This window comes from Streptomyces sp. CA-243310, assembly GCF_050936775.1.
Classification (GTDB): Bacteria; Actinomycetota; Actinomycetes; order Streptomycetales; family Streptomycetaceae; genus Streptomyces.
This window is the reverse complement of sequence record NZ_JBNJMF010000002.1, coordinates 2,548,935-2,573,408: the sequence shown is the minus strand read 5'-3', so window position 1 is coordinate 2,573,408 and position 24,474 is coordinate 2,548,935. Positions and strand designations below refer to the sequence as shown.

Annotated in this window: 17 protein-coding genes; 8 read left to right on the top strand and 9 right to left on the bottom strand. The window is 72.7% G+C overall.

Annotated elements, in window-relative coordinates:
- Window positions 1-41: 41 nt before the first annotated feature.
- Window positions 42-1,109: a mechanosensitive ion channel family protein gene (locus ACQEVM_RS29205; RefSeq protein WP_433083898.1), complete on the bottom strand. Its 1,068-nt coding sequence runs from the start codon at window positions 1,107-1,109 to the stop codon at window positions 42-44.
- Window positions 1,110-1,369: 260 nt separating this feature from the next.
- Between ACQEVM_RS29205 and ACQEVM_RS29200 the strand changes: the two genes are divergently transcribed.
- Complete coding sequence (locus ACQEVM_RS29200; protein WP_433083896.1) at window positions 1,370-1,924, top strand: HNH endonuclease; 555 nt, start codon at window positions 1,370-1,372, stop codon at window positions 1,922-1,924.
- A gap of 80 nt (window positions 1,925-2,004) precedes the next feature.
- Here ACQEVM_RS29200 and ACQEVM_RS29195 read toward each other — a convergent pair whose 3' ends face one another.
- Window positions 2,005-5,031, bottom strand: coding sequence for a beta-N-acetylglucosaminidase domain-containing protein (locus ACQEVM_RS29195; RefSeq protein ID WP_433083894.1), 3,027 nt, complete (start codon window positions 5,029-5,031; stop codon window positions 2,005-2,007).
- Between the two features lie 224 nt (window positions 5,032-5,255).
- Here ACQEVM_RS29195 and ACQEVM_RS29190 point away from each other — a divergent pair, with 224 nt between their 5' ends.
- Genes ACQEVM_RS29190 through ACQEVM_RS29180 form a run of 3 tightly spaced genes read left to right on the top strand, consistent with a single transcriptional unit; the run spans window position 5,256 to window position 7,743 of the window.
- Window positions 5,256-5,492: a hypothetical protein gene (locus tag ACQEVM_RS29190; RefSeq protein ID WP_433083892.1), complete on the top strand. Its 237-nt coding sequence runs from the start codon at window positions 5,256-5,258 to the stop codon at window positions 5,490-5,492.
- A gap of 14 nt (window positions 5,493-5,506) precedes the next feature.
- A complete protein-coding gene (locus ACQEVM_RS29185; RefSeq protein ID WP_433083890.1) occupies window positions 5,507-7,483 on the top strand; it encodes a 4-alpha-glucanotransferase in 1,977 nt (658 codons plus the stop codon).
- Between the two features lie 20 nt (window positions 7,484-7,503).
- Window positions 7,504-7,743, top strand: a complete 240-nt coding sequence (locus ACQEVM_RS29180) for a hypothetical protein (RefSeq protein ID WP_433083888.1) — start codon at window positions 7,504-7,506, stop codon at window positions 7,741-7,743.
- 168 nt (window positions 7,744-7,911) lie between these two features.
- Here ACQEVM_RS29180 and ACQEVM_RS29175 read toward each other — a convergent pair whose 3' ends face one another.
- Complete coding sequence (locus tag ACQEVM_RS29175; protein WP_433083886.1) at window positions 7,912-8,409, bottom strand: MarR family winged helix-turn-helix transcriptional regulator; 498 nt, start codon at window positions 8,407-8,409, stop codon at window positions 7,912-7,914.
- A 106-nt stretch (window positions 8,410-8,515) separates the two neighbouring features.
- Here ACQEVM_RS29175 and ACQEVM_RS29170 point away from each other — a divergent pair, with 106 nt between their 5' ends.
- Genes ACQEVM_RS29170 through ACQEVM_RS29155 form a run of 4 tightly spaced genes read left to right on the top strand, consistent with a single transcriptional unit; the run spans window position 8,516 to window position 12,870 of the window.
- Window positions 8,516-9,907 (top strand): MFS transporter, encoded by a 1,392-nt coding sequence (locus tag ACQEVM_RS29170; protein WP_433083884.1) that lies wholly within the window; start codon window positions 8,516-8,518, stop codon window positions 9,905-9,907.
- Window positions 9,908-9,960: 53 nt separating this feature from the next.
- Complete coding sequence (locus ACQEVM_RS29165) at window positions 9,961-10,932, top strand: EamA family transporter (RefSeq protein WP_433083882.1); 972 nt, start codon at window positions 9,961-9,963, stop codon at window positions 10,930-10,932.
- A gap of 38 nt (window positions 10,933-10,970) precedes the next feature.
- Complete coding sequence (locus ACQEVM_RS29160) at window positions 10,971-11,963, top strand: DMT family transporter (RefSeq protein ID WP_433083880.1); 993 nt, start codon at window positions 10,971-10,973, stop codon at window positions 11,961-11,963.
- 10 nt (window positions 11,964-11,973) lie between these two features.
- A complete protein-coding gene (locus tag ACQEVM_RS29155) occupies window positions 11,974-12,870 on the top strand; it encodes a LysR family transcriptional regulator (protein ID WP_433083878.1) in 897 nt (298 codons plus the stop codon).
- An 82-nt stretch (window positions 12,871-12,952) separates the two neighbouring features.
- On the opposite strand, the gene pepN is transcribed toward ACQEVM_RS29155, so the two are convergent.
- From pepN to ACQEVM_RS29125, 6 genes are all read right to left on the bottom strand, one after another.
- Window positions 12,953-15,550, bottom strand: a complete 2,598-nt coding sequence (gene pepN / locus ACQEVM_RS29150; RefSeq protein ID WP_433083876.1) for an aminopeptidase N — start codon at window positions 15,548-15,550, stop codon at window positions 12,953-12,955.
- Between the two features lie 203 nt (window positions 15,551-15,753).
- Window positions 15,754-17,514, bottom strand: coding sequence for an FG-GAP repeat domain-containing protein (locus tag ACQEVM_RS29145; RefSeq protein WP_433083874.1), 1,761 nt, complete (start codon window positions 17,512-17,514; stop codon window positions 15,754-15,756).
- 281 nt (window positions 17,515-17,795) lie between these two features.
- A complete protein-coding gene (locus tag ACQEVM_RS29140; protein ID WP_433083872.1) occupies window positions 17,796-18,824 on the bottom strand; it encodes an aspartate-semialdehyde dehydrogenase in 1,029 nt (342 codons plus the stop codon).
- Between the two features lie 298 nt (window positions 18,825-19,122).
- Complete coding sequence (locus ACQEVM_RS29135; protein ID WP_433083870.1) at window positions 19,123-22,458, bottom strand: S8 family serine peptidase; 3,336 nt, start codon at window positions 22,456-22,458, stop codon at window positions 19,123-19,125.
- 274 nt (window positions 22,459-22,732) lie between these two features.
- A complete protein-coding gene (locus ACQEVM_RS29130) occupies window positions 22,733-23,299 on the bottom strand; it encodes a CGNR zinc finger domain-containing protein (RefSeq protein WP_433083868.1) in 567 nt (188 codons plus the stop codon).
- A 104-nt stretch (window positions 23,300-23,403) separates the two neighbouring features.
- A complete protein-coding gene (locus ACQEVM_RS29125) occupies window positions 23,404-24,366 on the bottom strand; it encodes a hypothetical protein (RefSeq protein ID WP_433083866.1) in 963 nt (320 codons plus the stop codon).
- Between the last annotated feature and the right edge of the window lie 108 nt (window positions 24,367-24,474).

Genomic DNA, 24,474 nt, shown 5'->3' with positions numbered 1-24,474 from the left:
GGATGTGACCTGCGGGGCGGCGAAAGCGTTCGATGCGGCGGCTACTTGGTGATCCGGGGATTGCCGGGCGCGCTCGGTCCGGGAATCGGGGTGGTGGCCAGTGCCTGGGGGGACATCGGGTTCGACATCGCCGACGGCGCCGCCACGGAGGCCGACGGGTCGGCGGCGTCCTCGGCGTCCTCCGGGTCCGGCAGCCCGCCGATGATCCGGATGCCCGCCGCGTCGAAGGCCTCCTTGATCCGCCAGCGCAGCTCGCGCTCCACGGCGAACTGCTGACCGGGCATCGTCTTCGCCGACACCTTCACCGTCATCGAGGCCAGCAGGACCTCGTCCAGACCCAGCACCTCCACCGGACCCCACAGGCGCTCGTCCCACGGGGACTCCTTCGCCATGGTGTCCGCGACCTCCTGGACCACCTCGCGCAGGTGGGAGAGTCGCTCGGTCGGCTTGACCTGCACGTCCACGCCCGCCGTGGCCCAGCCCTGGCTGAGGTTGCCGATCCGCTTGATCTCGCCGTTGCGGACGTACCAGATCTCGCCGTTGTCCCCGCGCAGCTTCGTCACGCGCAGCCCGACCTCGATGACCTCGCCGGAGGCCACCCCCGCGTCGATCTTGTCGCCGACGCCGTACTGGTCCTCGAGGATCATGAACACGCCGGACAGGAAGTCCGTCACCAGGTTCCGCGCACCGAAACCGATCGCCACACCGGCCACACCGGCACTCGCCAGCAGCGGCGCGAGATCGATCTTCAGCTCGGCGAGCACCATCAGCACCGCCGTGCCGAGGATCAGGAACGAGGCCACCGACCGCAGCACCGAACCGATCGCCTCGGACCGCTGACGCCGGCGCTCCGCGTTGACCAACAACCCGCCCAGCGTCGTCCCCTCGACGGCTGCCGCACCCCGGTTCATCCGGGATATGAGCTTGGTCAGCGACTTGCGGATCACCGAGCGCAGCGCGAACGCGATCACCATGATGAAGACGATCCGCAGCCCCATGGCCAGCCAATCGGCCCAGTTCTGCTCTATGAAGTCCGCGGCGTTCGTGACGCTCTCCGCGGCGTCGTCGGTGGTCGCTGCCAGCGGTAGCAGGGTGGCGGGCGAGGGCACGGCGGGAACCTCCAGGCATAGCGGTCTGTCCGCGAGAGGTTTGTGCGGGCAGACCAACCACACTAACGGGGCACTCGCCCGACCTTGTTGTCGTCGTGGAGGGAGAGACCAGACTCACCCGGCGAGAGGGCGGGTGTGGTTGAAAACACCCCGGACCCGTTACGGGCGCGTGGTGGCGCTTCGACCTGCCATAAGGGGAGACTGGAGAGCAGATCGTCCCGGCGCGAGCCACGCGCCGCCGGCGTACAAGGAGGCAGTCCGTGCCGCACGTCCTGGTCCTCAATGCGTCGTACGAGCCGCTCGGCGTCGTACCGCTCCGCCGCGCGCTCGTCCTCGTCCTGGAGAACAAGGCAGTCTCCCTCGAGGAATCCGGCGCCTTTCTGCACAGCGCGACGAGAGCCGTCCCCGCTCCCAGCGTGGTCCGGCTCAAGCGCTTCGTGCGGGTCCCCTACCGGGGGCCCGTTCCGCTCACCCGCCGCGCGCTCTTCGCCCGAGACGGCGGACGCTGCATGTACTGCGGGGCCGTCGCCACCAGCGTCGACCACGTCATCCCGCGCAGCCGGGGTGGGCAGCACGCGTGGGACAACGTCGTCGCCGCGTGCCGACGCTGCAACCACGTCAAGGCGGACCGCCACCTGCTGGAGCTCGGCTGGCGGCTGCGGCACCAGCCCGCACCGCCGTCGGGCCTCGCCTGGCGGATCATCGGCACCGGCCACCGGGACCCGCGGTGGATGCCGTACCTCCAGCCGTACGGGGCCGACGACGCCCTCGATCGGATCGGGATCGGGGTGACGGCGACGGCCGCCGCGTCCTAGCCTCCCGGCGGGTCACGGGGACGACCGCGCCGCGCCTCAAACGCCGGCGAGGCTGGTTTGCGCGGCCGGGGTCCCGCCGGTCAGGGGGTTACCGCTCGGGCCGTGGCCGACCAGAGGCTGCAACCGAAGCGCGTCGCGCGCTTGTCGCACGTGACGCGGACGAACCGGGTCCCCGGCGCGTCCAGGTGGACGGTGTCCGTGCCTCCCCGGGAGGTGACGGACGCCGCCGTGCGCCAGGTGACCCCGTCCGCGGAGGTCTGGACCCGGAACGCGGAGGCATGCGCGTCCTGCCAGCGCAGCGTCAGCAGGCCGATCCGGGCGGGGGCGGCCAGCTCGGCCTGCCACCACGCCCCGTCCACCGCCGGGGACGACCACCGGGTGGTGTCGGCCCCGTCCAGGACCGCCGAGGCGGGGAAGGCCGGGGTCTCGTCGCCGGACGAGGAGGCCTTCGCGCCCCGCAGCAGGTCCGGGCCGCCCGTGCGGGGCACCGCCCGGACCGTCAGGGTGTGTGACTGACCGGCGAAGGTCACCGGGACGGAGTAGACCCCCGCCGGGGTGCCGGCCGCGACGGTGACCTCCAGCGGGACGCTGATCCGGGTTCCGCGGGGGGCCTTCACCTCGCCCGGGACGCGGACCGCGATCCCCGGCGGCGGGGCCGCCGACAGCGGGCCCCGGACCTCGCCGGGCCGCAGGGCGGACAGCTCCGCGGACACCCGCAGCGGGGCGCCGCCTATCTCCACGTCCGCCCGCCCGCCGCCGGCCAGCTCGAAGCGCGCCGCGGGCCCGTCCCCGAGCCAGGGCACCACGTGGTGCACGGCGGGGGAGGCCCCGGGCCAGACCAGCCGTACGGCGTCGGCCCGCAGACCTCGCAGGTCGGCCTGGGTCCATCCGGAGGCGCCCGCGTCGGCGACCTTGCGCCAGCCCTCGCCCGGTACGTGTGCCTCCACCGTGGCGAGCGTCCCGGGCGCGAGCGGGTCCGTCATCACGGTGACCGCCGACACGGGGCGTACGCCGTCCAGCCGGACGGTCCACGCGTCGGCGTCCCGCGACAGCGTGCCGACGGTCCGCGACGCTCCCGTCCAGCTGTCCGCCTCGGCGGTCGCCTTCGTGAGGAACGCGTCCAGTACGACCGTGTCCACCCGGGCGTCCCCGGCCTCCGCGAGCCCGGCGCGGGCCTGCGCCAGGGCGCGCGAGGCCTTCCAGGCCGCCGCGCCGTCCCCCCGGGCCTGGGCCCGGAGCATGTCCACGGCCAGTTCGCCGGCCGTTCCGTACTCCGACAGCCGCTCCAGCCACGGCCCGGCCTCGCCGGTGAGGCCGGGCAGCCGGGAGGGGGCCTCCCGCAGCACGGTGAAGGCCGTGCGCAGCCGTTCGCCGGCCGCCCGGTCGCCCGTGGCGCGGGCCCGCCAGAACTCCTCGACGAGCGGCCTCAGGTACGCGGACTCCTCCTGCTTGAGTCCCGACGAGGCGGTGTTCCCGGCGAGGGCGGCCAGCGCCTTGCGGGCCCGGGGGTCCGGGCCCGCGAGATCGCGCACCGCCGCCGCCCACGATTCGCCCGCCCGGTAGCCGCGCGGGTTCCACGCGTAGTCCGCCGCCGTGAACACGGGGATGCGCGACAGGGTGCCCTGCGGCATCGCGTTGAGCATCAGCCCCGCCGAGGCGCCGGCCACCACCGGGTCCCGACCCGCGTACGGGCCGAGGAAGATCCGGCCCGGATCCCAGTCGTTGACCGGGTAGTTGTCCATGGTGACCAGCGCGTGCTGTCCGAAGGCCGCCCGGGCCCCGGCCAGTTCCCTGCCGGTGATGGTGCGGGGCACCACCCCGACACCCGTCCAGGCGACCTCCACGCGCGCGTCCAACGCGCCGCCGAGCGCGCTCCGGTAGCCGGTGGAACCGTCCTGGAAGTACTCGGTCGGCAGCAGCGACAGCGCGGGCGCCCCCGGGTAGCGGGCGGCGAGGTGCGCGGACAGCTCGTTGGCGACCTCGGCGTGCGCCTTCGCGGCGGCGGCCGGGCCCCTTCCGTACCGTTCGCGGTCCTCCAGGCAGCCCCACTCCGTGTAGCTGACGTCCTGGAACTGGAGCTGGAACGCCCGGAAACCGAGGTCCCACATGGCGTCCACCTTGCGGGTGAGCGCCGCCCGCTCGGCCGCGGAGGACAGGCACATCGACTGGCCGGGGGTCACCGCCCAGGCGAGGACCACCCGGTTGGCGCGGGCCCGCTCGGCGAGGGCCCGGAACTCGGCCTGCCGCTCGCGCGGGTAGTCCTCGCGCCACCGCGTGGTGCGGTACGTGTCGTCGCCGGGCGCCAGCAACAGCCGGTTCTGCTTGGTGCGTCCCATGAAGTCGAGCTGGGCGAGCCGTTGCTCCCGGGTCCAGGGGTCCCCGTAGAAGCCCTCGGTGACACCGCGCACGGGAGCCGTCGGCCAGTCCCGTACGCGCACCCCGGGGGCCTTCGTGGTGCCCGTCGGGAGGAGTTGACGCAGCGTCTGCGCCGCGTTGAAGAGCCCGTCGTCGCCCACGCCGGCGAGCGCGACGGTGTTCCGGTCGCCGACCCTGCCCACCGCGATGCGGTAGCCGCCGGTCGGCAGGTCCCCGGCCTCGGCCGCACCCAGCGCCCGGAGTGCGGCGAGGGCGTCGGGGCCCTGGAGGCGTACGACGAGGCCGTGTTCGGGCAGCGCGTCCCCGGGGGCCCGTTCGTGCAGGGTCCGCACGCCGGCCCCGCGCAGGGTGGTCCGGACGATCTCGGCGGCGTACGGGTCGGCGTCGGGCGCCGCCACCAGCACGGCCTCGGTGCCCACCGGCACCGCGTGCGCCGGATCGGCCCTCATCGACTGCGGGCGCGGCCACACGGCCGGCCCGTCGGCGGCGGTCCGCGGCGCGTCGGAGCCCGGATCGAGGACCGGGCCGGGCGACCCACCGGACGAGGCGGCAGCGGCGCCGTTCGCCGCGGCGGTGCCCGCCCCCGGCTTCGACGCGGGAGTGTCGGGCGTGTCGGGCGCGGAGGGTGAGGCGGACATCACCAAAGGCCCGGAAGCGGTGGCTCCGCCCAAGAGCGTCCCCATGACGGCGATCACCGCCGCCGTGGCCCGCTTCTTGCCCCTGAGCTGCACGGAGCCTCCCCGTCCCGAGTCGTCCCCTGCTCGTACGAACGAGCCAGAGCCCACCATTCGCACGGTGCGAGTGTCAATGTGGAGGGGGGATCTGGAGCGGATTCGCCAGGAATGCGCGGCCGTCGACTGGGTAGGGCTGCGTTGGTCCGCTCTGTTCCGACACGCGTGCCACGAGGGTGTCCCCCCGGGCACGTTCCACCGAACCCGCACGAAGGAGTGCTCAGATGAACGTCCGGACCAACCGCACCATCCACACCGCCCGCAAAACCTCCGCCCTTCCCGTCGCCCCGCTCGCCCACCTGCCGACCCAGGCCGGACTGCCGGACGCGCCGCTGACCAGCGAGCCCCCGCTCGCCGACTCCGCGCACGCGCCGCTGACCAGCGAGCCGCCCCTCACCGCCGAGGCCCCGCTGACCAGCGAGCCGACCACACCCGCCGCGGCCGCGGCCGCGGGCAACTAGACAGGGACTTGACCATGGACGATCTCGCCCGGCTCGCGGAACTGCACGGCATCGCCACCAGCTACCAGCCCGCCGCCGAGGTAACCGTCCAGGTCCCGCACGCCACCATCACGACGGTGCTGGCGCGCCTCGGGGTGCCCGCCGACACGCCCGAGGAGATCAGGGCCGCCGTCGCGGAAGCCGCCCTGGAGGCCGCCGTGCGGCCCCTGCCCCGCACGGTGGTGCACTGGCGGGGGGAGCCCCTGCCGGCCGTGCCGCCGGGGAGCCGGGTGTTGCTGGAGGACGGCGGGGAGGCCCCGTGGGGCCCCGACCTGCCGCTCGGCGTGCACCGGGTCACGGCCGAGGCGCCCGAGGGCCGCACCGCCGAGGCCACGCTGATCGTGGCCCCCGACCGGGCCCCGGCCGCGCCCGACCGGACGACCCACGGGCTGCTCGTCCAGCTCTACTCGCTGCTGTCCGAGCGCTCCTGGGGCATGGGAGACCTCGGCGACCTGGCCGACCTCGCCCGCTGGGCGGGCCGTACCCACGGCGTCGGTTTCATCCAGGTCAACCCGCTGCACGCGGCCGTTCCCGGGACGCCGACCGACCCGTCCCCGTACCGGCCCTCCACCCGCCGCTTCCCGGACCCGGTCCACCTGCGGATCGAGGACGTCCCCGAGTACGCCGACTGCCCCGACCGGGAGGCCCTGGACGACCTCGCCGCACGCGGCGCCGAGCTGCGCCGCGCGGTCCTGGAGAAGGGCGAGCTCATCGACCGGGACGCGGTGTGGGACCTCAAGCGACGGGCCCTGGAGCTGCTGTACGCCGTCCCGCGCACGGCCGGTCGCGCCGCTGCCTACGCCGCGTTCCGCACCGGGCAGGGGGACCCGCTGGACCGGCACGCGGCCTGGTGCGCCGGGCACGCCGGGGAGGAACCGCGGGAGCGGGCCGACTTCCACCGCTGGCTGGTCTGGCTGACGGTCGAGCAGCTCGCCGCCGCCCAGAGCGCCGCCCGGGAGGCGGGCATGGCGGTCGGCATCGTGCACGACCTGGCGGTCGGTGTGCACCCGCAGGGCTCGGACGTCGCCGGACCGCGCCACTACGCCGAGGACATCTCCGTGGGCGCCCCGCCGGACGCCTTCAACGCGCGGGGCCAGGACTGGGGGCTGCCGCCCTGGCGGCCAGACGCGCTGGCCGCCGCCGGGTACGCGCCCTTCCGGGACCTGCTGCGCGGGGTGTTCCGGTACGCGGGCGCGCTGCGCATCGACCACGTCATGGGCCTTTTCCGGCTCTGGTGGATCCCCCGGGGCACCCCGCCGGCGGAGGGCACCTACGTCTCCCACGACGGGGAGGCGATGCTGGCGATCCTGGTCCTGGAGGCCCACCGGGCCGGGGCGCTGGTCGTCGGCGAGGACCTCGGGACGGTGGAGCCGCGGGTTCGCGACGCCCTGGCCCGGCGCGGGGTGCTCGGCACCTCGGTGTCGTGGTTCGAGCGCGACTGGGCGGGCGGCGGAGCTCCGCTGGAGCCCGGGGAGTGGCGGGCGGACTGCCTGGCGACGGCCACGACGCACGATCTGCCGCCCACCGCCGCGAAGCTGGCCGGCGCCCACGTCGAACTGCGCGACCGGCTCGGTCTGCTCGCCCGCCCGCTGGAGGTGGAACGGGCCGAGGACGAGGCCGACACCGCCGAGTGGCTGGCCGTACTGGACCGGCTCGGGCTGGAGACGAAGGACGAGGAGTCCGCCGTGCGGGCCCTGTACGGCTTCCTGCTGCGCACGCCCGCCCGGCTGGTCGGCGTGTGGCTGCCGGACGCGGTGGGGGACCGGCGGCCACAGAACGTGCCGGGGACCTGGGACCAGTACCCCAACTGGCGGCTGCCGATCGCCGACGGGTCGGGGCGGCCGTTGACGCTGGAGGCACTGACGGCCTCATCACGGGCGAACGCCCTGTTGAGCGCGGTGCGCGAGGGCGTGCGGACCCGTACGGCACCCCCGGGCGCGCGCTCCGTTTAGGTGTTCGCTACTTTTGCACCGTGGACAAGAAGAACGCACTGCGCGCCGGCGCCGTCACGGCCGGAACGACGCTGATGATGCTGCTGATGACGTCTCCCGCCCTCGCGCTGACCCGCGACGACGGCGACGACCCGGCTCCGCCCCTGAGCATCGCCGAGACGCTCGGCCTGTTCGTGGCCACGCCGATCGTGCTGTTCCTGGTCATCGCGGGCCTCGTCATGGTGGGCGACAAGTCGCGCAAGCAGCAGCCCACGGACTGACGTCCGTTCACGTGACCGCCCCCGCGCGGGGTGGTCACCCCTCATGACTTCCGGGGCGCCGGGGGTCCGTACGCCGACGCGTGTCGGCCGTGTCACGGACCCCCGGCGCCCCGTCGTGTTCCCGGGGGCCCCGGCCGGTGACGTGCGCGGGGGCCCGGGGGCAGGCCCTCACGGGGTCCCGGCGAGCAACTTCCTGAGCAGGCCGGTGAGGACCTCGGCCTCCTGCGGGTCGAGCCCGGTGAGCGCGGCGCGCTGTACCTCCAGGCCCGCGGTGACGGCCTCGTCGATGAGCGTCAGACCCCGGTCGGTGATGGTCACGTGGAGCCCGCGCCGGTCGTGCGGATCGGGGCTGCGGGTCAGCAGTCCGGCCTTCTCCAGCTTGTCCAGACGCCCGGTCATGCCGCCCGTGGTGAGCATCAGCGTCGAGGACAACTGCCGGGGCGAGAGGGTGTACGGGATTCCGGATCGCCTCAGGGTGGCGACGACGTCGAACTCCCCGCGGGAGATCCCGTAGCGGTTGTAGGTCCGCTCCATCTCGTCGCCCATGGCCTTGGCGATCCGGTAGATCCGGCCGAAGACGGCCATGGGTGCGGTGTCGAGATCCGGTCGTACGGCGTACCACTGGGCGGTGATCGCGTCGACGGCGTCCTTGTTCTCCTCGGTCATGGGCGCAGTATCCGGCTTCCGTTTGATTGAACGCAAGAAAGTTGCTTGACGGAAAGTAGCTTAGCGCTAAGCTACTGCCAAGCGATCTAATGGGGGAGTGGTTCACATGGGCGAGGGCAGCGCGGGGCGGCGGGCGGGGGAACGGGTGGAGGGCGAGCGGTCCCTGCTCCTCGGAGTGGGGGTCAGCGCGATCGGGATCGGCATGTACGTCCCCTTCTCGCTCGTCTTCTTCCACCACGTCACGGGCCTGTCCTTCGCCGTCGTCGGCGTCGTGCTCACCGTGACCGGCCTGGCCGGACTCGCCGTCATGCCCCTGGCCGGCACCGCCGTCGACCGGTTCGGGGCGCGGAGGGTCAACCTGCTCCTCTACGCGGTCCGGGCCCTCGGCTTCGCGCTCTACCCGCTCGCCGACACCCTCCCCGCCTTCGCCGCCGTCGCCCTGGTCACCGCCCTCGCGGACCGGTCGTTCCCCGTCGTCCAGCAGTCCCTGATCGGTGAGGTGGCCCGCGGCTCCTCCCGCGACCGGCTCCAGGCATCCATCCGGGCCCTGCAGAACGCCGGCATGGGAGCCGGCGCGCTGATCGTCTCGGGCGTGCTGGCGGTGTGGGGCACCGCCGGATTCACCCACACCGCCTGGGGAAACGCGGTCGCCTTCGCGCTCGCCGGCCTGCTCGTGGCCCGCGTGAAGCCGGTGCGAGACGCCGCGACCGGTGCCGTGACCGGTGCCACGACCCCTGCCGCGGCCGGATCGGCAGGGCTGCCGTCCGCCGGCTACCGCATGGTGCTGGCCGACCGCCCCTTCCTCGGTCTGACCGCCGTCAACTTCCTGACCGCGCTCGGCTATTCGGCGCTGTCCGTGCTCTTCCCGCTCTACATCGCCACCTGGCTGAACGGTCCCGACTCCCTCACCGGGGCCGCCTTCACCGTCAACACCGCCCTGTGCGCCGGCGCCGGCGTCCTGATCGCGGGCCTGGTCCGCCGCTCCGGAGCCCGCCGGACCCGCTCCGCGGCGCTCGGCGCCCTGCTCTTCGCCGCCGCGTTCGTGGGCCAGATCGTGCTCGGCACCGTACGGCCCGGACGGACCGCGACCCTGATCGCCCTGCTGGTCATCGTGGTCGTCTACACGGTCGGGGAGCTGGTCCACAGCCCGTCGGGCGGCGCCCTGTCGGTGTCGGCCGCGCCCGAGTCCGTGCGGGGCCGCTACCTCGCCACCTACCAGCTGTCCTACTCCCTGGCCTCGGCCCTGGCCCCGTCCCTGTTCACCGCCCTGCTCTCGGTCGACGGCCGGCTCCCCTGGGCCGTCCTGACCGTGGCCGCCCTCGGCGCCGCACTGGCCCTGACCCGGCTGGAGCGCCGACTCCCGGCGGAGGCCGTGTACGCGACGCCCCCGGCCGCGACCGCGACGGTGACCCCGACGCCCGCGCCCGCGACGGTGACCCCGACGCCCGCGACGGCCGGCGCCCCGAACCCGCGCGAGAGCGTCGCCGGCGCCGCCTGAGCCGCGCCCCAGTACCGCTCCCTTGTCTTCTCCCATCCGTCCGAGGAGCTTTCGTGAACCGCTTCGCCACCGTCGCCCTGACCGCCCTGGCCCCCGTCTCCTGGGGTTCCACCTACGCCGTCGCCACCGAACTGCTGCCGCCGGACCGGCCCCTGTTCACCGGGGTCATGCGGGCCCTGCCCGCCGGACTGCTGCTCGTCGCCCTGTCCCGGACCCTCCCCAAGGGCGAGTGGTGGTGGAAGTCGGCGGTCCTGGGCACCCTCAACATCGGCGCCTTCTTCCCGCTGCTCTTCCTCTCCGCCTACCGGCTGCCGGGCGGCGTCGCCGCCGTACTCGGCGCCGCCGGACCGCTGTTCGTCGTCGGGCTCGCCGCGCTGGTCCTGGGGGAGCGGGCGCGGCTGAGGACCGTGCTCGCCGCCGTCGTCGCCGCGTTCGGGGTGGGCATGGTCGTCCTGACGGCGCAGGCCCGGCTGGACCTCGTCGGGATCATCGCCGGAGTGGTCTCCTCCGCCTCGATGGCCGCCGGCACCGTGATGACCAAGCGCTGGGGGCGCCCCGAGGGCGTCGGCCCGCTGGCCGTGACCGGCTGGCAGCTCACCGCCGGCGGCCTGTTCATCATCCCGATCGCCGCCCTCGTGGAGGGGGCGCCGCCCGCCCTCGACGGCGAGGCCCTCCTCGGCTACGGCTACATGATGCTGATCAACACCGGGATCGCGTACTGGCTCTGGTTCCGCGGCATCGGCAAGCTGACCGCCACCTCCGTCACCCTGCTCGGCCCGCTGTCCCCGCTCACCGCCGCCGTCATCGGCTGGGCCGCCCTCGGTCAGGCGCTGACCCCGGTACAGGTGCTGGGCATGGCCATCGCCTTCGGCGCGACCGTGGCGGGACAGCTCGCGCAGCGGACGCCCAAGGCGCCCGCACCGGCGGACGAGGCCGAGGTGGTCCCCGTGGAACCGTTCAGCCCTGCTGAAAAGACCGATCGAAATGTTTCGATGGACCTGGGCAATGGCGGGATGCGACGGTAGACCACGCACCGCACCCCATGCTCAGGAGGAGACACCCAGTGGCCGTCACGGACCGCGCGCACACCGCTTCGCCGACCGGGCAGCCCGGGCAGCCCGGGCAGCCCGGCCGGCCCGGACAGTCCGGGAAGCACGAGCGGTCCGAGCGGCCCGGAGAAGCCGGTACGAAGGGGGCCGCCGGACTCGGCGTCGCGCTCGCGCTGGTCGCGACGGTCGTCTGGTCCGGCAGCTTCGTCGCCACCCGCGGCATGGCCGACACCGTGCCCCCGGTCCAGGCGGTCTTCTGGCGCTGGGTCATCGCCGCGGTCGCCGTCGCCCCCTTCGCCGCCCGCCAGGCCTGGGCCCAGCGGGCCCTGCTCCGCGCACACCTCGGCTACGTGTGCCTGGCCACCCTCTTCGGCGTCACCCTGTACAACACCCTCGTGCACCAGGCCGGACTGACCACCTCCGCCTCCAACATGGGCATGATCATGGCCGCTTCGCCGGTCATCATGGCCCTGTACGCCCGCCTGGGCGGCGAACGACTCGGAGCCCGCCGCGTCTTCGGCATGCTGCTCGCCGCACTCGGGGTGCTGCTCCTCGTCGGGGACGGCTCGCTCGGCTTCGAGTTCACCGCCGGCGACCTGTGGATGTTCGGCGCCGCCCTGTCCTTCGCCACCTACAGCGCCCTGCTCAAGCGCAGGCCCGCCGAACTGGGCGGACTCGCCTTCCTGCTCGCGACCTTCGTGCTCGGCGCGCTGATGTTGGCGCCGGCGTACGCCGTGTCCCTGTCCGTCCAGGGCGGCTTCGCCCTCACCCCCGCCGCCGCGGGCATGCTGTTCTACGTCGGCGTGATGTCCTCCGCCGTCGCCTTCTTCGCCTGGAACAAGGCCGTCGCGGTCATCGGCGCCGCCCGCGCCGGCGTCGTGTACTACCTCCAGCCCGTCTGCGTCGCCGGCCTCGGACTGCTGCTGCTGGGCGAACGGACCGGACCCGCCCAACTCCTCTGCATGGCGCTGATCCTGGGCGGCGTGGCCCTCGGTGCCCGGCGGTAGGTTCGGGCCCATGATCGAGTGGGACATCAAGAAGCTGCGGATCCTGCGGACCCTGGCCGACCGGGGCACCGTGACCGCGACGGCCGAGGCGCTGCACATGACGCCCTCGGCCGTTTCGCAGCAGCTGACCAACCTCGCCCGGCAGTTGGGCGTTCCCCTGCTGGAGGCCCAGGGGCGCAGGGTGCGGCTCACCGACGCCGCGCACCTGGTCCTGCGGCACGCCGAGGCCGTGTTCGCCCAGCTCGAACGAGCCGACGCCGAACTGGCCGGCTACCTGTCGGGGGACGCGGGCGAGGTCCGGATCGGCGCCTTCTCCACCGCCGTGCCCGTCCTCGTCGTCCCGGCCGTCGCCGCCCTGCGCCGGACCCACCCCGGCGTGGAGGTACGCGTCCGGGAGACCGAGGCCGCCGAATCGTACGAGCTGCTGTCCACCGGCGCCGTCGACCTGGCCCTCTCCCTCGCGGCCCACGCCCCGACGGCCCGCGACCCCCGTTTCACCCGGGTCACGCTGCTGGAGGACCCGCTGGACGTGGCCCTGCCCCCCGACCACCCGCTGGTGGCCGCGCCGGCCGTGCGACTGGCCGACCTGTCCGGGGACCGGTGGATCTACGGGGGCAGCGGGCCCTGGTCGGAGATCACCCGCCACGCGTGCGAGGCCGCCGGGTTCGTCCCCGAACAGGCCCACTCCGCGTCGGGTTGGACGGCCATCCTCGCCATGGTCGAGGCCGGCATGGGCGTGGCGCTCGTCCCGCGCATGGTGACGGGCCGCGCCTCCGGCGTCGCCGTCCGGGTCCTCGCCCACGACCGGCCGACCCGGCACGTGGTCGCGGCCCTGAGACGCGGCTCCGCGTCGGCGCCGGCGCTGGCCCACGTACTGGCCGCGCTCAGAGCCGTCCCGGCGTCCTGAGGCCGCGGCGCCCACGGGCGAGGGGCGCCCCCGGTACGCGTGTCGCGCACCGGGGACGCCCCTCGTCGTCGGGCCCGCGGCGTCAGCCCGCGGCGGCGGCGTCCGCCGCCTGTGCCTTCAGCGCCCGCTCGACACCCGAGCGGGACTCCGACACCAGTCGGCGCAGACCCGCGCCCGGGTCGGCCGAGGCCAGCCAGGCGTCCGTCGCCCTCAGGGTCTCCTCGGAGACCTGGAGCGCCGGGTACAGACCCACCGCGATCTGCTGGGCGATCTCGTGGCTCCGGGTGTCCCAGACCTCCTTGACCACCGCGAAGTACTTCCCGGTGTACGGGGCGAGCAGCTCACGCTGATCGGTCTGCACGAAGCCGCCGATCACCGCCTCCTGCACCGCGTTGGGCAGCGAGTCGCCCTCGACGACCGAGGCCCACGCCTGCGCCTTGGCCTCCGCCGTCGGACGCGCCGCCCGGGCGGTGGCCGCGTGGCGCTCGCCCGCCGCGGTGGCGTCCCGCCCCAGCTCGGCCGCGATGGCCGGCTCGTCGAGCACGCCGGTGGCGACCAGGCGTTCCAGGAACGCCCACCGCAGATCGGTGTCGACGGCCAGGCCCTCGATCTCCGCGGAGCCGTCCAGCAGCGCCGACAGGTACGTCAGCTGTCCCTCGGTCCGGGCCGTCGCCGCGAAGGCACGGGCCCAGGCCAGCTGGTGGTCACTGCCCGGCGCTGCCGCGCGCAGGTGCTCCAGCGCGGCCGCGGTCCAGTCGGCCAGGCCCTGCTCCCGCCACGACGGGTCGGCGTACAGGTCGATGGCCAGCTTCACCTGGCGGTGCAGCGACTGCACCACACCGATGTCCGACTCCTTGCCGATGCCCGACAGCACCAGCGCCAGGTAGTCGCGGGTGGCCAGTTCGCCGTCCCGCGTCATGTCCCACGCCGAGGCCCAGCACAGCGCGCGCGGCAGCGACTCGGTGAAGTCGCCCAGGTGCGCGGTGACGTTGGCCAGCGAGATCTCGTCCAGGCGGACCTTCGCGTAGGACAGGTCGTCGTCGTTGAGCAGCACCACGGTCGGGCGGGCGCGGCCCACCAGCTCGGGCACCGCCGTCAGCTCGCCGTCGATGTCCAGCTCGATCCGGTCCGAGCGGACCAGCAGGCCGTCGCGCAGGTCGTACAGGCCGACCGCGATCCGGTGCGGGCGCAGCACCGGATCGCCCTTGGCGCCGGCGGGCAGCGCGGGCGCCTCCTGGCGCACGGCGAAGGAGGTGATGACGCCCTGCGCGTCGGTCTCGACCTCCGGACGCAGGATGTTGATGCCGGCGGTCTCCAGCCACGCCTTCGACCAGGCCGTCAGGTCACGGCCGGAGGTCTCCTCCAGCGCGCCCAGCAGGTCGGACAGGCGCGTGTTCCCGAACGCGTGCGCCTTGAAGTACGCCTGCACGCCCTTGAAGAAGGCGTCCATGCCGACGTAGGCGACGAGCTGCTTGAGCACCGAGGCGCCCTTGGCGTACGTGATCCCGTCGAAGTTGACGAGCACGTCGTCCAGGTCACGGATGTCCGCCATGATCGGGTGTGTGGAAGGCAGCTGGTCCTGCCGGTACGCCCAGGTCTTCATGGAGTTCGCGAACGTGGTCCACGCGTGCGGCCACTTCGAGCCCTCGGCGTACGCCTGGCAGGCGATCGAGGTGTACGTCGCGAACGACTCGTTCAGCCACAGGTCGTTCCACCACTCCATGGTGACCAGGTCGCCGAACCACATGTGCGCCAGCTCGTGCAGGATGGTCTCGGCGCGCACCTCGTACGCCGCGTCCGTCACCTTAGAGCGGAAGACGTACTGGTCGCGGATGGTGACCGCGCCCGCGTTCTCCATGGCGCCCGCGTTGAACTCCGGCACGAAGAGCTGGTCGTACTTCGCGAAGGGGTAGTCGTACGCGAACTTCTCCTGGAACCAGTCGAAGCCCTGCCGGGTCACGTCGAAGATCGCGTCCGCGTCGAGGAACTCGGCGAGCGAGGGACGGCAGTAGATGCCGAGCGGCACCGACTGCCCGTCCGGCCCCTCGTACGAGCTGTGGACGGCGTGGTACGGCCCGACGATCAGCGCGGTGATGTACGAGGAGATCCGCGGGGTCGGCTCGAAGCGCCAGACGTTGTCCTTGACGTCCGCGGCTTCCGCCCCCTCGGGAACGTCCCGCGGGGAGTTCGAGATGACCGTCCAGCCCTCCGGGGCCGTCACGGTGAACCGGAACGTCGCCTTCAGGTCGGGCTGCTCGAAGCTGGCGAAGACCCGCCGCGCGTCCGGCACCTCGAACTGGGTGTACAGGTAGGCCTGCTGGTCGACCGGGTCGACGAAGCGGTGGAGGCCCTCACCGGTGTTGGTGTAGGCGCAGTCCGCGACGACACGGAGCTCGTTGGCCCCGGCGACGAGGTGGTCCAGCGCGATCCGGGAGTCCCGGAAGACCGCGGCCACGTCCAGTGTCCTGCCGTTCAGCACGACCTCGTGCACGGCCGGCGCGACCAGGTCGATGAAGGTCTCGGCGCCCGCCTCGGCGGAGTCGAACCGCACGGTGGTCACGGAGGGGTAGGTACCGCCCTCCTGCGCACCGCTGAGATCGAGTTCGATCTCGTACGAGTCGACGGTCAGCAGCTTCGCTCGCTGCTGGGCCTCTTCACGGGTCAGGTTCGTGCCAGGCACGCGTTCATCTCCTTCGATGGTCGTTGCCCCGCCATCCTTCCACGCGGGCGGCGCAACCGCCCCGGACTCATCCACGGGCGAACGCCGCACCCCCGTTCCGAGGGTTTCGTCCCGAGACGGCACCGCGCCCCACCGGAGGAATCCGATGGGGCGCGGTGAGAGGGAGCACCGGGGCGTCGCCCGCGATGGGGGGACCCGACCGATCAGAGCAGGTCGGTGAACTGGTTCCAGCCCGAGCCCAGGGCGGTCCGGGGCTCGAAGGCGGCATCCGGGACGGCCGCGGCGAGACCGCTCGCCGTGTACAGCCACAGCTTGCCCTGGGAGTCGCGGGCGACGAGGTCGGAGAGACCGTCGGCGTTCAGGTCGCCGGGGGAGACGATCGCGGTCATGTCCTTCCAACCGCTGCCGACCTGGACCGGCTGCGCGAACGGCACGGCCGTGTCGTGGGTGCCCTGGTACAGCCACAGGCGACCGTCGGTGCCGCGCCCGACCAGGTCGGGGATGCCGTCGCCGGTCATGTCGCCGGCCCCGGTGATCCGGTCCAGGGAGTTCCAGCTGCTGCCGACCTTGAGGCGGTTGTAGAAGCCGGTGCCGGTGCCGCGACCCGGGTACAGGTACAGGTCGCCGCCCTTCTCACGGGCCAGCAGGTCGCCGCGGCCGTCCCCGGTCAGGTCGCCGACGCCGATGACGGTGTTGTAGATGCCCCAGCCGGAACCCAGGTTCACGTCACCGGAGTGGTGCAGGGCCCACAGCTGACCACCAGCGGTGATCTTGAGGACGTTGCCGTCCGGGTTGTTGCCGAGCGCCGAGGCGTGGATCAGGGTGTCGGTGCTGCTCGGCGGCCGGCTGAAGTCGTAGTGGCCGATCGGCCCCTCGAAGCCGTTGAGGCCGCTGGAGCGGTACGCCGACATGGAGCCGCCGGCGTCACGGGCGATCAGGCTCTTCTTGCCGTACGCGCCGTTCGGGGAGTCGTCACCGGCGAAGCCGAGGAAGTGCGGGAACCCCGGGAGGTAGTTGCCCGTCTGGGACAGCTTGCCGTTGCCCAGGCTCGTGTAGACGAGGGCGCCGCCGTCGTTCATGCGGGCCAGGAGCCGGACGTTGCCGTCCTTGTCGCCCTGGGCGAGGACCTGGTCGAACTGCTGCCAGCCGTGGCCGATCGGAACGGCCTCACCGAACGGGGCGTCGGTCTTGCCGGTGGAGGGCTTGAAGTACAGCAGGCCGTCCGAGCCCCGCATGATCAGGTCGGCCAGGCCGTCCTTGTCGAAGTCGTAGCCCGTGACGAGGTTGAAGAGGTTCCAGTGGTCGCCCTTGACCTCGATCGGGTCCGCGTACGGGCTGGTCGTGTCCGCCTTGCCGGTGCCCGGGTACAGGAAGAGCTGCCCCTTGGTCGTACGGGCCAGCAGGTCCGGGTGGCCGTCGCCGTTCAGGTCGCCCGCGCCCGCCACCTTGTTGAACACGTGCCAGCCGCCGGACGCCCAGCCGGTCGGCGTGGAGCCCTGCGTGGTCGCGGTGTGCAGCTGGATGACGCCCTGGGTGTTGATGGTCAGGAGCTCGGGGCTCCCGTTCCCGTCGAGGTCGCCGACCGGCACGACCTCCTTGTGCTCGTCGACGTTCTTGATCTCCCCGGTGATCGGGAACGCGGTGGTGGCGCCGGAGTCGTAGCGCACCGACCAGCCGCCCCACACGTTGCGCAGGAGGAAGTCGTCCTTGCCGTTCCCGTCGATGTCCAGGCGCGGGGAGACGGCCGCGGCGGCCTTGCCGGTGGTCTTGGCGGCGGCCTTGGCCTTCGGGGCCGCGACGGCGCCGCCCGGCTGCGGGACGGCCTGCGCGGCGGCGGTCGGCTTGCCGGGGACGACCGGCGGCTCGGAGGCGAAGGCCTGCCCGGCGGTGATCATGCCGGTGGCCAGGGCGAGGGCGGTGCAGGTGAGCACGCGGAAGCGGCGAGAGGTGGTGCGGGCGTTCATGAAGTTGTCCCCCAGGACTGCTGACTCGACCTCCCCCCCTGGGAGGCAAGATGAAATGTAGATCATGCAAAGCCGCTGGTGGAAGGGGGTTCTGGGGGGCGGGTGGGGCTGCGGCGGCGCGGTGACGGCCCTGTGACGGCGCGGTGACAATCGGGTCGGGAAGGGGTCGTTCCGACACGCCGGCGGACGCCCCGGCCGACACGACGCGGGGGCGGACACGACGCCGGCCCGTCCCACCGAGGCGGTGGGGCGGGCCGGCGTCGTACGGCGGGGCGGGCGGATCAGCCGCGCAGTTCCTCGGCGACCAGCTCCGCGATCTGGACGGCGTTCAGCGCCGCGCCCTTGCGGAGGTTGTCGTTCGAGAGGAACAGCGCCAGGCCGTTCTCGGCCGTCTCGTCGGTGCGGATGCGACCCACGTACGAGGCGTCCTTGCCGGCGGCCTGGAGCGGGGTCGGGATCTCGGAGAGCTCGACGCCCGGGGCGTCCGCCAGCAGCTCGTGGGCGCGCTCGACGCTCAGCGGTCGCGCGAAGCGGACGTTGACCTGGAGCGAGTGGCCGGAGAAGACCGGCACGCGCACGCAGGTGCCCGAGACCTTGAGATCCGGGAGTTCGAGGATCTTGCGGGACTCGTTGCGGAGCTTCTGCTCCTCGTCGGTCTCGAAGGAACCGTCGTCGACGATCGAGCCCGCGAGCGGCAGCACGTTGAAGGCGATCGGACGCTTGTAGACGCCCGGCTCGGGGAAGGTCACGGCCTCGCCGTCGTGCACCAGCGCGGTGGCCTCGCCCGCGACGGCCTTGACCTGGCCGTCGAGCTCCGCGACGCCCGCGACGCCCGAGCCGGAGACTGCCTGGTAGGTGGTGGCGATCAGCGCGATCAGACCGGCCTCGTCGTGCAGGGGGCGCAGCACGGGCATGGCCGCCATGGTGGTGCAGTTCGGGTTCGCGATGATGCCCTTGGGACGGTTCTTGATCGCGTGCGGGTTGACCTCGGAGACGACGAGGGGGACCTCGGGGTCCTTGCGCCAGGCGGAGGAGTTGTCGATCACGACGGCGCCCTGGGAGGCGACCTTCTCGGCGAGGGCCTTGGAGGTGGCGCCGCCGGCGGAGAAGAGCACGATGTCCAGGCCCGAGTAGTCGGCCGTGGAGGCGTCCTCGATGGTGATCTCGCGGCCCTCCCACTCCAGCGTCGAGCCCGCCGAACGGGCCGAGGCGAACAGCCGCAGCTCGTCCACCGGGAACTTGCGCTCGGCGAGGATGCCGCGCATGACTCCGCCGACCTGTCCGGTGGCTCCGACGATTCCGACCCTCACGGTGACTCCTTTTGGTACGTACGACGCGGGCGCGCGTGAAGCCATCATGCGTTCGACCCCACGAGCCTTGTCCAATCCATTGTCCGAGGTGCGGACGGTGTCCTGAACGTGAACGCCCGTGACGACTCCGCGGCGGGAGTGTCGCCCCACCCCGTGAGGGCCGTTTACCCAGCTCAGAGACGATTAGCGCCCGATCGGGCCATGACCGTCATCCGGACACGGCGCATCGGACGTCGAAACGAAGGAGGGGGCGGTGCTCGTCAGAGCACCGCCCCCTGTTCTTCAGGGTCCTACGGGGTTACGGCAGGACCTTCTCGATCTGCACGCTGCCGGTGCCGGCGGCGGTGCCGCGGGCGTTGAGCAGCTTGACCTGGCCGAAGAACTGACGGCCCTCGGGGGCCGCGCTGTTGACCAGGACGTTCGCCGAGACCTGCGCGGTGGCGCCGGTGGCGAGGTTCACCGCGGCGGCCTCGTCGACCTGGACGGAGCCCAGGGCGGCCGAGAAGAACACGTCGCGGTAGTCGTACGTGGTGGTACCGGCCGGGATCGCGTAGCCGATGACCTTCACGGAGTAGGTGCCGGCGGCCGGGTTGACCAGGCTCACGGCCTCCTCGGAGTCGCCGTCGGCGGAGGTGCCGACCTTGACGCCGTCCTTGTAGACCTCGAGGTCGAGGTCCGCACCGGTGTCGGAGACCTTGCCGATCGCGACGTCGAGGCGGGAGACGCCCTCGCCGATCGTGACCTCGCTGGTCTGGGTCTCACCGTTGGCGATGGTCGGCTTGGCGACCTTCGCGGAACCGAGCGGGCCGCCCTGGAGCTTGCCGGCGGAGATGGCCGCGGCCTCGTTCTTGACGCTCAGCTGGACCGGCGCCGGGGTGCCCTGCTTGACCTCGGGCAGCACCTTGACGGCCGGGTCGAAGACCGCGCCGAGGACGGAGACGTCGAGCTTGTACGGGTTGTCGAGCAGCGGCGACGTGCGGCGCGACTCGACCTCGATCTCCCAGACACCGGGCTGCGGCTCGGCGTACGAGCGCAGGTCGGGGCGGCAGGTGTTCGCCGGGTTGTTGTAGTTCGGGTAGCACTGGGTCGTCGCGCTGTCCTCGACGCCCGTGCCGTACGGGTGGATCGAGATGAAGCGCGTCTGGCTGCCGTCCTTCAGACCGCCCAGGGCGACCTCAAGGGTCTTGGCGCCCTGCGGGACCGTCACGAAGTACGACTTGTGGCTGTTGCGCTGCACCGACGAGGTGTCCGACATCGTGAACGACGGCTTCGTCAGCGGGGTGGAGGCGACGACCGTGGCGAGGATCTGCTTGTCGATGCCCTCGGTGGTCGGGTCGTCGAGCTGCAGGATGCCGCTGTGGACGCCGGCCGACTTGGCGTTGGCCTCGACCTTGATGGTGACGGGCTTGTTCAGCGGCAGCGTGACGTAGTCGTAGCCGCCGATGACCTTGAAGGTCCCGTCGTTGTTGCGCCAGGTCAGGTCGTGCCGGGTGCCGTACTTGACGCCCGTGGTGCGGGTGACGACGACGTCGTAGACCTTCTTCTGGCCGACCTTCAGGCCGCCCTCGCGGTCGTAGAGGCCGGTGCCGAAGCCCGGGGTCTTCAGGAACTGGTCGATCGCGGTGTCGACCGGGGCCTTGACCGTGAACTCCTCGGCCTTGGCGTTGCGCTGGATGGACTCCCACGCGCCGACGATGTCGATCAGACCGGAGCCCTGGGCGTGTGCCGGGACGTCGGCGATCTTCTTCGCGGTGCTGGTGAGCGCCACCCGCAGGCTCGCCGGGGTCAGCGCGATGTGCTGCTGCTTGGCGGCCGAGATCAGCAGGGCGCTGGCGCCCGTCGCCTGCGGCGAGGACATCGAGGTGCCCTGGAGCATGGAGTAGCCGGCCGGCAGGGTGTAGCCCGCCTCGGCCACCGGCGAACCGGGCAGCCAGGTCTGGGTGGTGTTGATGGCCGCGCCGGGGGCGGTGATGGTCGGCGTGAAGCCGCCGTCCTCACGCGGACCGCGCGAGGAGAACGGGAACATGTTGTACTTCTTGCTCACGCCGGAGCCGTAGTTGGCCGCCCAGGTGTCCTTGGAGACGGCGGCACCCACGGAGATGACCTTGTCCGCGAGACCGGGGTCGCCGATGGTGTTGACACCGGGGCCCTCGTTGCCCGCCGAGATGACGAGCTGGACACCGTAGGTGTCGATGAGGTTCTTGTAGAGCTCGGAGCGCGCGTTGTTGCCGTCGTTCAGCGCCGGCAGGCCGCCGATCGACATGTTGACGATGTCCACGCCGCGGTTGACGACGAGGTCGATCATGCCCTCGGTCAGCGCGATGTTGGTGCAGCCGCCCGACCAGGAGCAGGCGCGCGAGGAGACGAGCTTGGCGCCGGGCGCCTCGCCGTTCATCTTGCCGCCGAAGAGGCTGTTGGCGGCGGTGATGCCGGCGACGTGCGTGCCGTGCTCGGACTCGATGATGCCGACGTTGACGAAGTCGGCCTTCTTGCCGACCCAGTCACCGCCCAGCGGGTCCATCGGGACGTCCTTGCGGATCTCGATCACGAACGGGATGCGCTCGGCGACGTCGGTCGCCGGGTTGTCCGTGCCGAAGTAGCCGATCTGGTAGCCGTCCTTGTACGGCTTCATCGGCTCGTTGTTCGTGAAGTCGCCGTCCTGGTCGGTGTCGACGCGGACGGTCCCGGCGACCGGGTCGTAGAGCAGGCCGAACCGGTCGGTGGTGTCGCCGTCGCGGTTGACGTCGCCCTTGGCGTCGCCGGTCGCGGTGATCGACTCGCTGAAGCGGCTCCACTGGAAGTTGCCCGCGGGGGCCTTCCAGCTCTGGCCGCCGGCGGTGAAGCTGCCGCCGGAGGGGGTGACCGGGGTGATCTGGGCGCGCCAGGTGGCGTCGTTGTCCGTGATCGGGTCGGTCGCGGTGACCCAGTCGACGATCTTGCGCTCGCCGGTGGTGGTCTTCTGCAGGGCCGGGTGGCCGAGGTCGACACCCGAGTCCATGATGCCGATGGTCACGCCGCGGCCGTCGGCCTGCGGGTTCTTCTTGACGAAGTCGACCGCGCCGGTCTCGAAGGACGGGTTGTACGGGTTCTTCGCGGGGGTGTCCTTGCCCGGCCCCGGGTAGGTCTCGGCCGCGGTCTTCTTGGCCTTGCCGGTGTCCTTGCCCGCGTCGGGACGCGGGTCCGGGAGCTGGATCTCGTGCCGCAGGTCGATGCCGTGCACCGAGGACAGCTTGCCGGCCGCCTTCAGCGCGGCCTCGGCCTTGTCGGTCGGCAGCGTGGCGCGTACGTAGCCCAGCTTGTCGTACGTCCGGCCCACCGAGGCGCCCTGGACGGCGTCGAGCTGCTGTGCGACCTGCTTGGTCTCGCCCGGAGCGGTCGCGACCATGACGGTGACGTTCTTGTCACCCTTGGCCTTGGCCTCCTGGAGCAGTTCGGCGTCGGCCGAACCGAGCTTCTGGTCCGCGGACTTGACCGGCGCGGAGGAGCCGGGGTCAGTGGCTCCCGTCGCGGCGAAGACGGGAACGGCTCCGGTCGCGCAGAGCGCGGCCACCAGGCCTGCGGCGGCCGCGACGCGGGCGACGCGTCTGGCGCCGGGTATGGCCCCGGGCGTGGAGCTGGGGGATTCGAGGGTCATCAGCATCCCTGGCTAAGTGAAAGATACGGTCCGGATTTCGGTGCCGGATGACCGGTCAGCTTTGCGCAAGTGACAGCTGTTTGGGGAGTGTTGTCATTGACCGAGACCTGACATGGCGGACTCCCGCCGGCGCGGGGAACCCGCCAAGGGCCCCGGACCGGGGCATAGCAGGACGCATCGCAGGGGTCGGAGAGTGGATTTATCGACTTACCGGTCGCATGTCGGCATCACGGTGGACTTCAGCCGCGGGGCAGGTGTGACAACTTTCTGGCGTTCAGCGCTCGCGCGTGCGCGCGTTGTGTCGCGGGTCCTCGACGCGGTCGTCGCACGCCGTCGAGCACCACCGTCGGGTGCCGTCGCGCGAGCCGTCGAGGAAGTGCGTCCCGCACGTCGGCGAGGCGCACACACGGATCCGATCCGGGGCGGTGGCCGTCAGGTCGAGGTGGCCGCGGACGGCGGTCCAGGCCGGGCCCCAGGTCGGGTCGGCGAACTCGGCGCGCTCGCCCGTGCCTTCGGCGGTGAGGGTGATCCGGATCCGACCGTGCTCCAACACGGCGTCGAGCAGGGCCCGCGCGCTCGCGTCGGCCGGATCCGCGACGGCCCGCGCCAGGGCCTCGCGGGCGGTCAGCAGGTGGACGAGGGTCGAGGCGTCGGCCCGGAAGCGTTCGGCCAGACCGACGCTCCCCAACCAGACCGCGAGCCCTTGCACCCGGGTCAGCCCGGCGGCGCCCGCGAAGAGGTCGACGGGTTCCCCGTCCTCGATCCATCGGGTGTTCAGCAGGTCGAGCGACACCGGCTCGCCGGTCATCGGGCGCGGGTCCGCGCCGGTCCCTGTCGCCATGCCCCCGCCTCCCGCCGCCCCTCGCCAACCCTGCGAGGGTACGTGACCGCTCCGCCCCGCCGGTGGTTCCGCGTCCGGGGCCCGGGCGCTCGGGCGCTCCGCGCTCACCGGGGAAGGACGACCAGGTAGGCCGCGGGCTCGCGGTCTCCCGATGCCGTCAGGGCCGTCCGTACCACCGAGGCCTGCTGCTCGGGCCAGTCGCGGAGCTTGCGGGGGGTGAGGTGCAGGACGGTCACCCCGAGCCGCTCCAGCGTCTCGCGCTTGCGGGCGCACTCCGACCACTCCTCGTCCTGATCCTGGCGCGGGGCGCGGGTGTCGATCTCGATGGCGACGGCCTGCTCGGGCCAGTACGCGTCGACCCCGCCGAGGTGCGGGCCGCCGGGCAGTCGCAGGTCCACGTTCCAGACGGGCTCGGGGAGGCCGTGGCCCCGAACGAGCTGGTACAGCCGGTCCTCGGCGATGGCCCGGCCCTCGGCGAGCAGGGATTCGACGGCGTCGACGACGTGGGGCCGGTTCAGCAGCCGGGCCACGGTCAGCTCCCGGACGACGGCGGCCGGTTCGCAGTGCCCGCCGCGCACCGCCTCGCTCAGCAGCCGGCGCACGACCCCGGCGTCGGAGATCCGGGCGACGGCGTCGGCGACGGCCCGGGCGACGGGGGCCAGGGGGATGCCGGACACCTCCTGTGACCGGGGCGGGGTGTGGGTCCGCAGGATCCGCACGTCGCCGGTGGAGCGCAGCCGGCGGGTGCCGGGCACGAGGACGTCGATGTGCGGGAGTCCGGCGAGCGGGGGAGCGGCGGTGAACCGGTACAGGGCCAGGGCCGCCATGCCGGTGATCATGGCCTCGCCGGCGCCGCGGCGGCCCGCGTAGAGCAGCGCCGCGTGCAGCCGCTCCTCGCTGGTCGCCGCGCCCGGGTGGAGCAGGAACACCCCGGGCAGGATCTGCCGCCAGGGCCGCCCGGCGGCGTCGGAGGCGCTGACGCCGTGCTCGCGGAGCTGCGCGAGGGTGAGCACGCGGGGACGGCTGCCGGTGAGGTGGGCGAGGGGGAGGGGCGCGTTGTGGTTCATGTGCCGGAGGTTCCCGCACGGCGGGGGCCCGCTAACCCTTGTTACAGTCCCGTCGACAAATCGGGACAACACCGCACTAAAGTACGGGCGTTCGACTGCCGATAGCGC